The 14,585-nt window shown below is 55.2% G+C and carries 9 protein-coding genes; 2 read left to right on the forward strand and 7 right to left on the reverse strand.

Annotated features, from left to right (window positions below; translation table 11 throughout):
- Nucleotides 1-38: 38 nt before the first annotated feature.
- Nucleotides 39-2,630 (reverse strand): autotransporter family protein, encoded by a 2,592-nt coding sequence (locus AC2FAP_RS11725; RefSeq protein WP_479440113.1) that lies wholly within the window; start codon nucleotides 2,628-2,630, stop codon nucleotides 39-41.
- Between the two features lie 508 nt (nucleotides 2,631-3,138).
- Here AC2FAP_RS11725 and AC2FAP_RS11730 point away from each other — a divergent pair.
- A complete protein-coding gene (locus tag AC2FAP_RS11730; protein ID WP_032678967.1) occupies nucleotides 3,139-4,686 on the forward strand; it encodes a methyl-accepting chemotaxis protein in 1,548 nt (515 codons plus the stop codon).
- Nucleotides 4,687-4,766: 80 nt separating this feature from the next.
- Here the strand turns inward: AC2FAP_RS11730 and AC2FAP_RS11735 are convergent, their stop codons facing one another.
- Both AC2FAP_RS11735 and yghU read right to left on the reverse strand, forming a co-directional pair.
- A complete protein-coding gene (locus AC2FAP_RS11735) occupies nucleotides 4,767-5,099 on the reverse strand; it encodes a glycine zipper domain-containing protein (protein WP_020883667.1) in 333 nt (110 codons plus the stop codon).
- Nucleotides 5,100-5,259: 160 nt separating this feature from the next.
- Nucleotides 5,260-6,129, reverse strand: a complete 870-nt coding sequence (gene yghU, locus AC2FAP_RS11740) for a glutathione-dependent disulfide-bond oxidoreductase (RefSeq protein ID WP_020883668.1) — start codon at nucleotides 6,127-6,129, stop codon at nucleotides 5,260-5,262.
- A 213-nt stretch (nucleotides 6,130-6,342) separates the two neighbouring features.
- Between yghU and gss the strand changes: the two genes are divergently transcribed.
- Nucleotides 6,343-8,205 carry a bifunctional glutathionylspermidine amidase/synthase gene (gene gss, locus AC2FAP_RS11745; protein ID WP_014171600.1) on the forward strand — a complete coding sequence of 621 codons (1,863 nt, stop codon included), beginning with the start codon at nucleotides 6,343-6,345 and terminating at the stop codon, nucleotides 8,203-8,205.
- A 65-nt stretch (nucleotides 8,206-8,270) separates the two neighbouring features.
- On the opposite strand, the gene pgaD is transcribed toward gss, so the two are convergent.
- From pgaD to pgaA, 4 genes are read right to left on the reverse strand one after another with little or no spacing between them, the layout of a single operon-like run.
- A complete protein-coding gene (gene pgaD / locus AC2FAP_RS11750) occupies nucleotides 8,271-8,702 on the reverse strand; it encodes a poly-beta-1,6-N-acetyl-D-glucosamine biosynthesis protein PgaD (RefSeq protein ID WP_014171599.1) in 432 nt (143 codons plus the stop codon).
- Nucleotides 8,699-10,030 carry a poly-beta-1,6-N-acetyl-D-glucosamine synthase gene (gene pgaC / locus AC2FAP_RS11755; protein ID WP_449541322.1) on the reverse strand — a complete coding sequence of 444 codons (1,332 nt, stop codon included), beginning with the start codon at nucleotides 10,028-10,030 and terminating at the stop codon, nucleotides 8,699-8,701. Before pgaC ends, pgaD begins: the two co-directional genes overlap by 4 nt.
- A complete protein-coding gene (gene pgaB / locus AC2FAP_RS11760) occupies nucleotides 10,023-12,032 on the reverse strand; it encodes a poly-beta-1,6-N-acetyl-D-glucosamine N-deacetylase PgaB (protein WP_479435839.1) in 2,010 nt (669 codons plus the stop codon). The genes pgaC and pgaB overlap by 8 nt, the downstream gene beginning before the upstream one ends.
- A 2-nt stretch (nucleotides 12,033-12,034) precedes the next feature.
- Nucleotides 12,035-14,473, reverse strand: a complete 2,439-nt coding sequence (gene pgaA / locus AC2FAP_RS11765; protein WP_449541320.1) for a poly-beta-1,6 N-acetyl-D-glucosamine export porin PgaA — start codon at nucleotides 14,471-14,473, stop codon at nucleotides 12,035-12,037.
- Nucleotides 14,474-14,585 lie beyond the last annotated feature (112 nt).

The raw sequence follows: 14,585 nt of genomic DNA on the forward strand, positions 1-14,585 counted from the left end.
AAAGCCCGGCAGCATCAGACTGACCGGGCGTTCACTCGTCAGAAGCTGTAGCTCATCCCCGCCTGCACGCTGGCATCGTTGTCCACGTCACCGGTGCCGACATACACCCCAGTATTGAGCGTGAAGTTATGCGCGATGGTTGCATTGATGCCTGCTCCGAAGATCCCCATCGTGTTGTTATGGCCGGAGGTGGTGTGGTAATCCGCCGCCTGAATATCAGTATCGTCGCTGAACTCTTTCTGGAAGCGTGCGTCGATCCACGGCATCATCTGCACGTTCTTGTTCAGATCGCGAAGCGTTGTGGTGAGTCTCAACCCGACCCCACTGTTCCAGGAAGAGACCTGACTGTCGGCGAAGGTCACTTCACTGTCGGAGAAGCCGTTTGCTTTGGTTTGATCCCAGCCTAAGGTGGCGTAAGGTTGCAGCAGGGTTTCACCTGGCAGCAACACGTTCACACCGGTACGCGCCTGCGCCATATACAGGGTGCCATCCGTCGAACCGTGCAGTGCTTCGGTCATGCCGCTGGTATTCCCCGTCACGTTATTCGCAGACAGGGTGTACCGCATATCGCCATAGCTGAAGCGACCGTCGGCAAACATACCCCATGTTCTGCCGTTAAGCGCCTGCTGCCAGCCACCGTACAGGCTGTAGTAATTTCCGTAGACGCTGTCATTAAAGCTATCAGCGCCGTCATGGGTATCCTGCACGCGGCTGCGTGTCCATGCCAGTGCAATACCGCCAGTGACGCTATCACCGTTGTCCAGATGCGCCGTCCAGTCCACGCCACCCTGAGCGCCCTGGGTGATGCTCTTATAGTCAACATCATTGCTGAAGTTGCCATTCTGATAGAGGAAATCACCCCAGACCTGCGCACCTTCCTCCTGCTTGCCGAGCAGGTTAGCCAGATGCACCTGATTCATATGGTTGCTGATATCATCAGCCACCTGATGTCCGGCCTGCTCGGCAGCGTCCAGACCGGCAACAAGGCCCTGAACGTCGCTCGCGAGGCTGCCCTTCTGGCTGTTAAATTCGATATTCCACGACTGCGTATTATCGGCGGTAAGGCGTGTCTGCGGCGCGGTATCTACGGCCACAATATTCAGACTGTTGTTATAGTTATAAGCGCCGCTACGGTTTTCAACATTCTGTTGGCCATTTGTGAAGGTGGCCGCCGCATAATTTTGCGGGGTGCTGGTGCCTGAAGTGGTGAACGTACCCAGAATCACGTTCTGCTGATTTTGTGCCGAGGGAGTAATGCTGTTGACGACAACGGCGTTATTAACCCCGGTGATATTGCCGAAATCAACAAAGCTGTCGGTGCTCATATTTACCATCGCATTACTGCCGGTGGTAGTAGCGACAAGCGTTGAGCCATTTTGCAAACTCCAGCTGGTGGCATCGTTAATTTTATCAATGGCGATGCTGTTATTGCTGGTCGTGTTCACCGTCTCGAACTGACTAATTTCACCAGAAACAGAACTGCCGGCATCCATTGACAGCGTGTCGCTACCGTCACCGCCATCAACATTGCCGTTAACATGAGAATTATTGGTCAGCACGACCGTATCATCGCCCGCACCGGTTGTAATATCACCATTTACGGTGGCATTGTTTTGCAGCGTGATGGTGGTATTGCCGCTGTTTTGACCGGTATTTACAGCACCATTAATGGTGCTGTTATCCACCAGAACAGAATTCGCTGAACTGCCGTTCAGGGTAATATTGCCATTCACGACGCTCTTATTAGTAAACGTAAGTGATGTCGACCCCTTTTCATTAATAACGCCAATATCGCCAGTGACGGTACTGTTATTCAGGGCCAGGGAATCGGCCTGGGTGCCGTACATGGCGATGGCAAGATCGCCCACGCCATCCAGGTTGATGTCACTGAACGGCTTATACTCGCTGAGTTTTTCGGCCAGGTCGCCCATGTTCTGCGCGATTTCACTCTGCGAGGCATCGACGGTGGCTCCGGTCAGCGTAATGCGGGTATTTGATTGATCGCTCCCTGCATAAATACCGCCCTTATCCATTGTACTGTTGCTGAGGGTAATATCCTGTTCGCCAGCGCCGGCGCTTACAATGCTGCCGTGCAGCGCGCTCCCGTTCTCAATATTGACGGTGTGGTAGCCTTTATCCAGGGGATCGAGATAAATCGCTGAGCCCATCATATAGGTTTTATTACGCTGGTAATTGCCTGTGCTGTTTTCACCGTTCAGCGTCGCGCCATCAACCGTCACGGTGGTATTGGTGGTCGCACCTCCGCTACCGACTTCAATCATATCGGCCGTAGCGCCGTTATTCAGGGTGATATTCGCGGTACCGCCGTTGCTTCCCTGGATATAGTGGCCTGACATATCCGTTCCGGATACCGTTAATGACTGCGTGTCGCCATCCCCTCGATGACCATCCATGAAAATATTATTCGCCGTGGCGTCGGCCATAACCGCATTTGTCACACCGGGACTTTGATAAAAGCTGTCATCGGTATATTTCGTTAATCCACAGGTTTGCGTCGTCACGCCATCCTCACACGGTGTCGCTGCCGTCATTGCTGCCTGGGTACCGAAAGAGGTTAAAGCCATTAAGACACACTGCGAAAGCAATGTGCGGTTCATAAATTTACGCATCTGAAACTCCGTTAATAAAAAATCGTCGACATCCTTGTAAAGGAATTTATTTAATTTAAGAAATTTCTCATAAGTAAAGGATGTAATGAAATTTGAAAAATGGGGAGGTAAGTTATTGGGGTATTTAAATCAAGAAATCTGATAATTAGGTGTTAATATATTTGTGTGATAAATAGAGCTGAATAGTTACCCTGCAAATTAAGCGGGTTTTCGCGAAAGGGTAGCGCTATTGATTGACGCAACCTGTTGATGATGTACTCCTCAGGAGGTATGGCCGTTAATTTAATGCGCTGCAGTTTTACATTTATTTATCCACTGACAAAGTAAAACACATTCTTAGCAGGGTAATTTTCCCCTTCGAAAATGTCTCTTTTTTCTGAATGAACGCAGGAGCAGTAAAAATTTTAATAAAAATAATGCGTGAAAGGTGATGAATTTGCTCATTCCTGCCGATAACGAGGGTAAGACTCGCCTCTGGGCGAATTCACCCTCACGGCAAGGAAGACTTATGAATATGTTGCGTAATTTCACGATCCGTTTCGTCATGCTGACGATTCTCGGGATCTTTTGTTTAATGTGGGCGGGCGTGGGGCTTTACAGCACCTGGTCTCTGTCACGGGTATCAGAGGGCAATGAGGTGGATCGCCAGCTGGTCAAACAGATGACCATACTCAGTCAGGGTAACGATCAGTATTTTCGCTTTGTGACCCGGTTGAGTCGCGCGATGGAAGTGAAAGCCGCGGGCGGCACACCGGATCTGGCCCCTGCCCAGCAGGCGCTGGACAATATGGGGAAGAAACTGGCTGAGATGAAGGCAATCTCACCAGGACCGATGGATGAGCAAGTTTCAGCTCAGGTGATCGGTAGCTGGCAGGCTTTGCTTGAGCAGGGCGTAACGCCGCAAATGCAGCAGGCGAAGCAGTCCTCTCTGGAGGGCTACCGTCAGCAGGCGAATAACATCACCCCTCCGCTGAGTCGTGCGTTTGGTGCTGCTGCGGAGAACTTTAACAACGCGGCCGCCCGGGCACTCGACAGCACCCGAGTCGTCGTAGACAGCCTGACCAGCATGACCCGCACGGTGATTATCACCGCCACGATTATTGGCCTGTTAATACTGCTCTTCACCGACCGTTACCTGGTGGCGATGCTGGTAAAACCGCTGGCTCGCATTCGCCAGCAGTTCCGCCAGATTGCCCAGGGCGATCTCAGTCAGCCGATTGAACCGTTCGGTCGCAACTGCGTGGGTCAACTGGTTCCTCTGCTGAGCGCGATGCAGGATAGCCTGCGAGAAGCGGTGAGCTCTATTCGCTCCGGCAGCGAGAATATCTGGCGCGGCGCGACGGAGATCTCCAGCGGTAATAACGATCTCTCGTCCCGTACCGAAGAGCAGGCCGCCGCACTGGAAGAGACGGCGGCCAGCATGGAACAGCTGACCGCCACCGTGAAGCTGAACGCGGAAAGCGCGCGTCAGGCCAGCCAGCTGGCGGATGTGGCGTCAACAACGGCCAGCCGCGGCGGCTCGCTGGTGGAAGAGGTGGTGACCACCATGAGCGGTATTTCTGAGAGCTCGAAGAAGATTGCTGAAATCACCAATGTGATCAACAGCATTGCCTTCCAGACCAATATCCTGGCGCTCAACGCTGCCGTGGAAGCGGCGCGCGCGGGCGAGCAGGGACGTGGGTTTGCCGTCGTGGCCGGCGAGGTGCGTAACCTAGCAAGCCGCAGCGCCAACGCGGCAAAAGAAATTGAGGGATTGATTACCGATTCCGTTTCCCGCGTAGAGCAGGGCGCAAAGCTGGTGGGCGACACGGGCACCACCATGGATGCCATTTTGCGTGATGTGACGGAAGTGACGACCATCATGAAGCAAATCGCGTCTGCCTCTGAGGAGCAAAGTAAGGGGATTTCGCAGGTGGGTATTGCTATCACGCAAATGGATGGCGTGACACAGCAAAACGCCTCGCTTGTGGAAGAGGTCTCGGCAGCGGCCTCCGCGCTTGAACGTCAGACCGAAGAGCTCCAGCGGTCGGTGCAGAAATTCCGCCTCTCGGCTTAATCACTGTTAAAAGGCCGCCGTGTGCGGCCTTTTTTTCGGTTAAATGCAGGCGAACCAAACGGAGCGCCGCCTGCCGCTTATCAGTGGGTGGCTTCACCAATCAGTGCGCCAGAGCCGGCACCGACGGCGGCCCCTTTCAGTACGCTGTTGCCTGTTACCGCCGCAGCACCTGCACCCACCACGGCACCCACCGCACCGCCTTTACGCGCAGCTTTACCTTTGTCGCCGTTTTTGAACATCGCACCGGTACCCGCGCCAACGACCGCACCGCCTACCGTGGATTTCAAATCTTTGCCCGTGGCTGCGCCAATTGCCGCACCGGCCACTGCACCGGCGGCGGTTTTATCTATCGCCATACCAGAAGTGGAAAAGATCAGGGTGCTGATAATCAGCGCTGTTTTCATCAATTTCATAACAAATCCTTTGTGACTGCTGTCGGTTGAGTCCGCTTTTCTCGTCATCTGATCTGAGAAAAACGTCCGCATAGTGCCAGTAATACCGGCTCAACCCTTAAGCAAATCATGCCCCTGGCAGGGATCCCTGTTGCCGGGCGGTGGTCCGCCCGGCAGAGAATTACGCCTGACGTTTGTCTTCCGTATTGGTCTCGAAGTCGCTCGCCGCGTGGCGTTCGTGGAGCTGCTCGTTGAGCTCGCCGCTGGTGCGGTTAACGATACGCCCGCGCTTCACGGCAGGGCGGTGTGCCACATCTTTCGCCCAGCGCTGAACGTTGGTGTACTTCTCAGCGTCGAGGAACTCGGCGGCGTTATACACGCTACCCAGCGCCACGCAGCCGAACCACGGCCAGACCGCCATATCGGCGATGGTGTACTCTTCACCGGCCACGTAGCGGCTACGCGCCAGCTGTTTATCCAGCACGTCGAACAGGCGTTTGGCTTCCATCGTGAAGCGGTCAATCGCGTACTCAATCTTCACCGGTGCGTAGTTATAGAAGTGGCCGAAACCGCCGCCGAGGAACGGGGCCGCGCCCTGCAGCCAGAACAGCCAGTTCAGGGTTTCCGTACGTCCCGCCGGATCTTTTGGCAGGAAATGGCCGAACTTCTCTGCCAGATAGAGCAGGATGCTGCCGGATTCAAATACGCGCGTGGGCGGTGTCGTGGAGTGGTCACGCAGCGCCGGTATTTTCGAGTTCGGGTTCACTTCAACAAAGCCGCTGGAGAACTGGTCGCCTTCACCAATGCGAATCAACCATGCATCGTACTCGGCACCCGTCACGCCAAGCGCCAGAAGCTCTTCCAGCATGATGGTCACTTTCTGCCCGTTTGGTGTGCCCAGAGAATAGAGCTGCAGCGGATGCGAACCCACGGGTAACTCTTTCTCATGCGTCGCACCGGAGATCGGACGGTTAATATTGGCGAACGCGCCGCCGCCGTTCTTTTTCCATTCCCACACTTTGGGTGGCTGATAGGTATTTTCGTCTGACATGTTGGCCTGCCTTTTTTGTGATGTGTTGAGGGAGTGTAGCAGGAGTTCATGGGAGGGTTTAGCGAACTGAGCGCAATACATTTCCCCTTCGCGCCACACTACACAGACAGCGGAACGGGTGTATGATAAATCCCACCTCTGTCAGGTTAATTACAACGTGCAGACGACGACAACCCTTTCAACATTGCCGCCTGCCCGTCTTAGGTTGGATACATGCGTAAAGGAAAGTTAAGCAGTGACGCGCCATTCGGGACGTTATTAGGTTATGCGCCGGGTGGCGTGGCGATTTACTCTTCAAACTACGGCAGTCTCGATCCGCGTCGTTATCCGGAAGACGCGGATTTTCGCAGCTATATTGGCAATGAATACATGGGCCACAAGTGGCAGTGTGTTGAGTTCGCCCGCCGTTTTCTGTTCCTCAATTATGGATGTGTTTTCACCGACGTCGGTATGGCGTGGGAGATCTTCTCTCTGCGCTTTTTGCGCCAGGTCGTGAACGATAACATCCTGCCGCTTCAGGCCTTTGCCAATGGGTCGAAACGCGCGCCGCAGGCCGGGGCGTTGCTTATCTGGCAAAAGGGCGGGGAGTTTCATGAGACCGGCCACGTTGCTGTGATCACGCAACTGTTGGATGATAAGGTGCGCATTGCCGAGCAGAACGTTATTCACTCTCCGCTCCCGCTCGGGCAGCAGTGGACGCGCGAGCTGCGAATGACCGTTGAGAACGGTACTTACACGCTGCATGACACCTTTAACGATACCGAAATTCTCGGCTGGATGATCCAGACGGACGACACGGAGCACAGCATCCCGCAGCCGGAACTCGACGGTGAACTGCTCAAAATCAGCGGTGCGCGGCTGAAGAATAAACGTCAGTTTGACGGGAAATGGCTCAACGAAAACGACGCCCTGCAGCAGGCGTATGTCCGCGCAAACGGCCACTTTATCAATAAAGATCCCTGCCAGTATTTTACCATTACCGAAAGTGCCGAGCAGGAGCTGATCAAAGCGACCAATGAACTGCACCTGATGTACCTGCACGCGACCGACAAAGTGCTGAAAGACGATAACTTACTGGCGCTTTTTGACATCCCTAAAATCCTCTGGCCGCGTCTGCGCCTCTCATGGCAGTGGCGTCGTCACCATATGATCACCGGTCGTATGGATTTCTGCATGGATGAGCGTGGCATCAAGGTTTACGAGTACAACGCCGATTCCGCCTCCTGCCACACGGAAGGGGGATTAATCCTCGAAGAGTGGGTGAAGAACGGTTACCGAGGTAACGGCCACAATCCGGCGGAAGGTTTGCTGGAAGAACTTACCGGCGCGTGGAAGCACAGCCATGCGCGTCCGTTCGTGCACATCATGCAGGACAATGACGTCGAAGAGGATTATCACGCGCTCTTTATTCAGCGCTCTCTGCTGCAGGCCGGGTTTGAAACCAAAATTCTGCATGGGCTTAACGCTCTCAGCTGGGATGCGGCCGGGCAACTGATTGACGACGAAGGCCGTCACGTTAACTGCGTGTGGAAAACCTGGGCGTGGGAGACGGCGATAGAGCAGATCCGCGAGGTGAGCGAAACCGAATACGCCGCCGTGCCGATCCGCACCGGGCATCCGGCAGGTGACGTACGGCTGATTGACGTCCTGCTGCGTCCGGAAGTGTTGGTGTTCGAACCGCTGTGGACGGTTATTCCCGGCAACAAGGCGATCCTCCCGGTGCTCTGGCAGCTGTTCCCGAATCACCGTTATCTGCTCGATACCGATTTCGAGGTTAACGACCTGCTGAAACAGACCGGTTACGCCATCAAACCGATTGCCGGACGCTGCGGCAGCAATATCGATCTGATTAGCGCCGGGGATGAAGTGCTGGATAAATCGAGCGGCAAGTTTGTCGATCGCAAAAATATCTACCAGCAGCTGTGGTGCCTGCCGAAGGTGGATGGCAAGCATATCCAGGTCTGTACGTTTACCGTGGGCGGTAACTACGGCGGAACCTGTCTGCGTGGGGATGATTCGCTGGTGGTGAAGAAAGAGAGCGACATCGAACCGTTGATTGTGGTGAAAGACAAGTAAGCTGTTCCGGCTGTCAACACACACCCGCAAGTGTTCCTTGCGGGTGTTTTTGGTTTTCTGGCGGCTCAGGGATGCTCGTCGTGCTGCTGACTTATCTTCAGGTCAATGATGCGGCCGATCTGGTCATGATAGACCGTCAGCAAATTGTACTGACTCATCTCTGAAATGATTTGTGGGGGAACGTTAAAGCTTCTCGCCAGCTCATCGTGACGCCAGGCATCGGGACGCCGCCGCCTTACCTGAGCGCGACGGCGATTGTACTGATACCACAGAATGAGCAACCAGCCGTTAAGCGCGGCGATCAGCAAATAGATCAGCACCGTATTAAACGAGGCAATAATAATGCCCCAGCGGTAGTTGCTCTCCTCGGTTACCTGCATCCACAGATTGGCATAGAGGAAAAACAGAAAACCTCCCCATGCCAGTAGCGTCAGCACCGCATCAAAAAGACGGGGCAATAGCCGATGTTCAGTCAGAATTAGCGTATTTTCGTTCATTGAATGCTTCCTTTTCCCCGGTCCGGACTGATCCAGCGCGCACGTGCACGCTGGCGTTTAAGCATGACTTTTGGAAAGGCGACGAGGGTGGTGAACAGACCAATCATCCAGTACACCATCGGGAACCAGATCACCCAGAAAAGCGAACTCGCCACGTTTCTTTCATAGCGTCGCTCGATATACAAACTGACGAGGAATTGCATCAGACACATGACCCCCAGAAGCAACCCGGTAAATTCAGGAGGAAACAGACTCTCGACGGTCAGGTTTGTGGGTAACGTAATGATATGGCTGACAATGAACAGCAACACGGTCACCGCATAGGCGAATGCCCACAGCGTTGACAACGCGTACTCTAAAAACAGCGGCCACATGCGATGATGTTCCCAGCGCACGATCTTGCGAAGGTTAACCAGAAAGACCTCTGCACCGCCCTGCGCCCAGCGTAAACGCTGTTTCCACAGACCTTTTAACGTCTCTGGCATCAGGATCCAGCACAGCGCCCGCGGCTCAAAAAAGATATCCCAGTGTCGAAGCTGAAGCTTCCAGCTGATGTCGATATCTTCGGTGATCATATCCGGGCTCCAGTACCCCACATCTGCCAGCGCCTGCCGGCGAAAGGCCGCAATAACCCCGGAGACGGTAAAGACCCTGCCGTAGATCCGCTGTGTCCGTTTGATGAGACCAATAATCGATGAGAACTCGCCTACCTGAATACGGCCAATCAGCGTTGATCGTGTGCGAATACGCGGATTCCCGGTGACGGCCCCGACGTGGGGATACTTAATCAGCGGCTCTACCAGATAGGCTGCGGTATCACGATCGAGCAGGGCGTCGCCATCAATACAGACCAGCAGATCGCCGCGTGCCGCCGCCGCGCCGGCCTTAAGCGCCACCGCCTTCCCCTGGTTTTCTGCGAGGTGAATGACGCGCAGGCGCGGCTGTTCCTGCGCCAGCTGCTGCAGCACCTCTGCGGTGTTGTCAGAAGAACCATCGTTGATCGCGATAACTTCGATATTGGGGTAGCGCTGATCCAGCGCGGTGCTAATGGTCTCCCGGGCATTTCTTTCCTCGTTGAAACACGGGATCAGGATTGAAATTAACGGATCGCCGTCTAACGTCGGAGCAGGCGTCTGCTTATCCCATGACCAGTGCCGTTCAAGCTGAAACCAGAAATAGAGTCCCCCGGTTATCCAGAGCACGGACATGAACAGTGGCCAGAAGAAGACAAAATCCAGAATCAGTTCTCCGGTAAAGAGGGCAGCCACGCCCAGAGGCAACCCGAATACCAGGCATAAAATAGAGAATGCGATAATGCGATCAGTCATTGTCAGGGTACCAGTACGAAGAGAATTCAGGCCTGATGCGTGAAATATCAGGTTGGTTGTTGATGAAATCGTCGGGGTAGTAACCATAATTTTTGATGCCGTTCAGCTGGAGAACGCGCATCCACTGCGCCAGACGCGTGTCGGGCACGGCACGTTGAGGTTTCTGCTCCCAGTCCCGGGCCTGTAGCTCGAAAAGGGTTTTATTGAGCGCACCGGGCCGTGCGGCAACGGCGGCGATCAACCGCGTGAGCCAGGCATCGCTTTCCTCGGCCGGAACGGATTCCATCAGCGGCATAGCCATCGGAACCGTCCAGTCGTAGGTCATCAGAAAATCATCCAGATTTTGTGCAAACCACGCTTCGCTCTCGGGCTGCAGGATGGGCAGGGCGAACATATTCCGCGCAGTTTTAATCTGCGGGCCGCGTATGTTTTTCACCGCCTGGCTAAGGCTGCGGGTAAAGCCGATGAGCGTCTGACTTTTAAAGCGACTCCAGGCGTGAAGGGCGGCCGGATCGTGTTGCATCGCGGCGATGCTGCGGTTATTCCAGGCGCGCAGGGCATCCGGGCCGGCATCTTCAAAGTCTGTCAGTACCGCATCGTCGTGAAATAAGATCCCATTGAAGCTGGCGTAGCGGGCAAGATCTTCATAGATTTCCGTGACCTGCTGACGAACCTCGGGGTTCCACGGGGAGAGGCGGATGTAGGGGTCGGTAGCCTCGTGCAATTGGCCCGTTTGACGATCCCAGCGCTGTACCCGCGGGAGTGCGGGTGAGAGATCGAAAGAGAGCACCGGCATCCACGCATAGACTTTTACGCCTGCACGGGTTTGCAGCTGCCAGGCGACAAAATTAAACAGATCGGCGCGCACCGGAAGCCGGCTGTTAGGGAAGTAGAGCGCTTTGATCGTGCCATCGCCCAGCGGATCGGAAAACGCCTGCAGGAAAACATGACTGATTTTCATGTCGTAAACCCGCTGGACAAGTTTGTTGATGTTGTTGGTTTGCTGGGCCGGATCGGGATCGTAGACATAATCGAGATCGACATGCATGACGCGCACGGGATCGGCCTCCTGAATCTGGCTGACCGTGCTGGCAAAGGATTTGAGCGAGGGATTTCCGGAAATCAAAAGACGCGGAATATTGCCGAGATCGCGCACATCCGCCAGCCCGTCCTCAAGGGTAAAGGCCAGCTGATAACCCTGCTTTCTGGCGATGGCGAGCGATGTGCCGTTCGCGGCGCCATAGGGCCAGACCCAGGCGCGGGGCGCTTTTCCCGTCACCCGGGTAATTTTGTCGGTAACTTTGCGCACGTCATCAGCGATCCGCTGGTTGAACTGCCGATCGGTTTCATAACGCCCCGTCGCTTTATCATAAAAGCGGTTGGCGATGGCGGGTTCACGGCTTCCCTGTGGGTTAGCCGGTATGCCGTAATGCGAAGCCCAGGTATGCGAGCCAATCTCAACCAGCGGAGACTGGCTTAGCTCCCGCACCATATCCCAGGTTGCAAAGCGCTCGCGGGGCGTCATCAGTCCGCCGAAATTGACCTGCTGATTCACTGGCGTATCTACCCAACTGCCCACCGGTGCCCACAGCGCAGGGACGTTCCAGGCCTGAAGAAGTGGCCAGACGCGGGTGTAGAAACTGCTGTAGCCATCATCAAAACTGAGTAAATAGGCTCTGGGCGGCAGCGTTTTTTTGCCCTCATGCGCATCCAGAATATCCTGCACGCTAATGGCGTGATAACCGTGATGCACAAGCCAGCCGATCTGCTCGTTTAGGGCGCTGGTACGAACGGACAGGTAGCGCTGATCGGCTGCATCATCTTCAACGTCATGGTAGGCCAGAACCAGAAAATGGTTCTTTGGCCAGGGTTTACTCGCCTCAGGCTGTGGCCGTTCCTGGGGGGACATAAACGAGAGGGCCTGAGCGCAAACGCTCGCGCTGAGGCATAACCAGCCGATAATTATCAGGCTCACAGAAAAACGTTTGTTCAGCATATTCATCCTTAAAAGCGTAAATTCGCATCAAACGTGACGGAGAGATTGCTTTCTCGTTTACCGTCGAAAGGGCGCTTGTCCCAGTTCAGCATCACGCCGCTATCAATGACGTTGTTCCATTGAATGCGCTGCCCGTAACCCAGCAGGGCGATGGCGCCAGCGGGCTGATTTTTCTGCCAGTATTCCCCACCTCCGAGAACGACCTGCTGGCTCCAGAGCGTGTCGTAATGGCGGTACATCTGGTGATCGACGGACAGGGCCGCCGTTACGGACAGATCTCGCTCCGGGTTGTAATAGAGCGTGTCCCGCAGGGTGTTGGTACTCGCTGATATACCCGGTTCGAGATCCAGCGTCAGGGTGGGTGTCTGCCACAGCCGCTCTTTACCCGTAAGGGCGAACTCCTGGCGGCGGTTATGGTCGGAAAAGTGGCTGGCAGAGGCGTTAAACTGGTACTCACGGCGTTCGTTTTGATACCAGCGGACCCAGCCTTCTCCCCGGTTTGCGCTGACGCCATTACGCAGTGCCCGTAAAGGCGTCGTGCGTGAAAGACGTTCGAGGTTTCCACCCACCTGCCAGCTATCGTTCAGGCTGTACGCCGCCGAGAGGCGAGCACCGGGCTTGTTTGCACCGTGATAATGGTTACCGGAGAGTTCTGCTTCGACCAGAAGGTCGCGAGGCCGCCATTCGATGCCGGCAAACAGGTGGCGGCTGCTGCCTTTGCCTTCGTCGAAATTGCCCTGCGCAAATCGGGTTCCACCAAACAGCCGCCAGTTATCCGCGACGGGCGGACCGTAGATCGTGGCATCCCAGCTCAGATCGTGTGTGCCGCTGACGGGGTTATCAGAGTGCAGTCCTTTGCCCGCGTTCAGACGCAGTTCGGACAGATGATGGACGTTTCTGAGCCTGTCCAGACGTCGGGCGCTCCCGTCGACAGGCGCGCGGGCGATAACGTCATCGGCCAGTAAATCCATCTGTCGCCACTCCTGCAGATCCATTGCGACGTAGGCCTGCTGCCGTTCCAGCTCGATATTGGATGGCTCCAGCGTCTCGGCCATTTTGAGCTTTTGCTCCGCCGCCCGCGGCAGACCCCGCGCCTGAAGTAAGGTGGCGTAATCAATCTGTAATCCCTGATTTCCCGGCGCTGACGCAGCCAGACGTTGCGCCAGCTTTTCGGCTTGCGGAAGGGCATTGGTCATCAGCAAATAGTTAAAGGTGAGCGACTGCCCGATGAGCCATTGATCGTTGGGTTGCGGGGTTGGCGAACCGAAATCGTAGCGGGTCCAGGGCGTGTTACGGGTTATCTTCTCAACATACTGGCGAGCGGCCTGATACTGCCCGGTATCCAGCCAGGCGTAGAAAAGCGCATGATCGTCGTCCTGCGGATCCGGCGCATAGTCTGGATACCGTTTGAGAAGCGAGAGGGCGGCATCGGCATTTTTCTCCTCCAGATACGCGGAGATAACCCAGCCAATTGCCCAGGTCGGCACGGGATGCTGAGCCGACGTTAACGCCTGATATTCCCTGATGACCTGTGGATAATCACCGTGGGCGTGAAGCGCGCCAAGCCGATCGACACGGGCCCGGATAACGTCCTCCGCTGCCTGAGGTTCGTTTTGCCAGCGGGACAGCAGTTCGTCATAGCGGTTCAGCGCCGCTTGCGCGAGCTGCAAACGCTCTGTTTCAGTACGGGCAGGCACATCGGCAAGGCGTACCATTTCAGCGGCGGCGTTGAGTGCCAGACGGCGGCGTTGCGCGGGGAGCAGCGTCACCGTTTGTGAAAGCCGCAGGGCAGGCGTGTCGGCCCGGTTGTCTGTTAACGCATCAATCAACTCAGTACGAAGGGCGTCATCCGCTGGCGCACTATTCAACGCACGGATGTCTGCCAAAAGCCGCTCCTGGTTTTTCCCCTGACGTGAATAGACATAAGAGAGCGTCTGGAGGTGAGCCAGAGAGGGCTTTTCCGCCACCCGTTGCCGGGCTTCCTGCAGAGCCAGTGTATCCATGCGGGCGTCGGCGAGGGTTTTGATGTAGCCGATGCGATAATCGTCGTTATCCGGTGCAAGGTTACACGCCTCCTTCCAGAGCATTAACGCAGGTTGCCACGCCTTTTGGTTTCGCCTTGCCTGAGCAGCAGCAGCCACGCCACGGGCAGGAAGAGCCATATAGACCTTGTAACGCAGCCAGACCTGAATAACGTCGTCATCACGACCCGCCCAGGACGCCACCTGCAACCAGTCCGCAACCTGCTCAGGCGTCAGGGCATGTTGCTGCTGATAACGCTGAAGATATTGCAGAAAAGGAGCGTAATTACCGTTACGCGCCTGCTGAATCTGTTGTTCATATACTGATTCTGCTGCCTGAACCAGAAAGGGGAAAAGTAATAACAGAAACAATAAAGCGGGAGTGCGGTAAAAGAATAACGTATTGAAGCGAAGTGATCTTTCCATATCTATTTGCCATTTGTTTATCATAAATCCATTGCATAACACGGCCGCCTTTAAGCACGGGGTTAAAGGCCATAAATGAGAACGTTTAATCTGAATGCAGTTACGTTATGGG

It is taken from the genome of Enterobacter cloacae complex sp. 394I7 (genome assembly GCF_057320345.1).

Coding starts and splice junctions, on each gene's coding strand:
- pgaC (WP_449541322.1), bottom strand. CDS start 10,030: ATGACTGATCGCATTATCGCATTCTCTATTTTATGCCTGGTATTCGGG.
- gss (WP_014171600.1), top strand. CDS start 6,343: ATGCGTAAAGGAAAGTTAAGCAGTGACGCGCCATTCGGGACGTTATTA.
- pgaA (WP_449541320.1), bottom strand. CDS start 14,473: ATGGAAAGATCACTTCGCTTCAATACGTTATTCTTTTACCGCACTCCC.
- yghU (WP_020883668.1), bottom strand. CDS start 6,129: ATGTCAGACGAAAATACCTATCAGCCACCCAAAGTGTGGGAATGGAAA.
- AC2FAP_RS11730 (WP_032678967.1), top strand. CDS start 3,139: ATGAATATGTTGCGTAATTTCACGATCCGTTTCGTCATGCTGACGATT.
- pgaB (WP_479435839.1), bottom strand. CDS start 12,032: ATGAATATGCTGAACAAACGTTTTTCTGTGAGCCTGATAATTATCGGC.
- AC2FAP_RS11725 (WP_479440113.1), bottom strand. CDS start 2,630: ATGCGTAAATTTATGAACCGCACATTGCTTTCGCAGTGTGTCTTAATG.
- AC2FAP_RS11735 (WP_020883667.1), bottom strand. CDS start 5,099: ATGAAATTGATGAAAACAGCGCTGATTATCAGCACCCTGATCTTTTCC.
- pgaD (WP_014171599.1), bottom strand. CDS start 8,702: ATGAACGAAAATACGCTAATTCTGACTGAACATCGGCTATTGCCCCGT.